The sequence below is a fragment of the Bacillus cereus group sp. BfR-BA-01408 genome, assembly GCF_022663305.1.
In the GTDB taxonomy this organism is placed as follows: Bacteria; Bacillota; Bacilli; order Bacillales; family Bacillaceae_G; genus Bacillus_A; species Bacillus_A pacificus.
Genome location: NZ_JAKUFF010000390.1, coordinates 1 through 201, shown reverse-complemented (window position 1 = coordinate 201; position 201 = coordinate 1). Strand labels below are relative to the sequence as shown.

Here is a 201-nt window from a genome sequence, read left to right as displayed (position 1 = left end):
AGCAAGACGAACAGAAAGAGAAACAAGAACAAAAAGTAGAAGAGAAGCCGAAAGAAGACAAGACGCAGGCACAGCCGGAAGTAAAGAAAGAAGAGAAACAACAAGAACAACCGAAAGAACAACCGAAAGAACAACCAGCTGTAAATAAACAACCAGAACAGCAAAAAGCACAAGAAGAGAAACAACAAGAGCAACAACCGA

The 201-nt window shown here is 40.8% G+C and carries 1 pseudogene; it reads left to right on the top strand.

Annotated elements, in window-relative coordinates:
- A pseudogene (locus tag MR083_RS28415) lies at positions 1-201 on the top strand (DUF4430 domain-containing protein); the annotation flags it as partial.